The 237-nt window shown below is 71.7% G+C and carries 1 protein-coding gene; it reads right to left on the bottom strand.

All coding sequences use genetic code 11. The features are described from left to right. Positions 1–237: enolase C-terminal domain-like protein (locus SB754_RS22905; RefSeq protein WP_410784552.1), on the bottom strand; the 237-nt coding region annotated here is incomplete at both ends.

Genomic DNA, 237 nt, shown 5'->3' with positions numbered 1-237 from the left:
CGTGCGAGCTCGGCGTGGCCCTCGGCGTCGTACGCGTCCAGCGGCTCTTCAATCCAGGTGAGGTCGGAGACCTCCAGGCGGCGGCGCATCCGCAGGGCCGTGCTGCGGTCCCACTGCTGGTTGGCGTCCACCATGAGCGGGACGTCGGGGCCGATGTGCTCGCGGACGCCGGCGACGCGGCGCAGGTCCTCCGCGGAATCCGGCAGGCCGACCTTGATCTTGATGCCGCCAATGCCC

The sequence above is a fragment of the Leifsonia sp. SIMBA_070 genome, from assembly GCF_046534635.1.
Taxonomy (GTDB): Bacteria; Actinomycetota; Actinomycetes; order Actinomycetales; family Microbacteriaceae; genus Leifsonia.
This window is presented reverse-complemented; position numbering and strand designations above follow the sequence as displayed.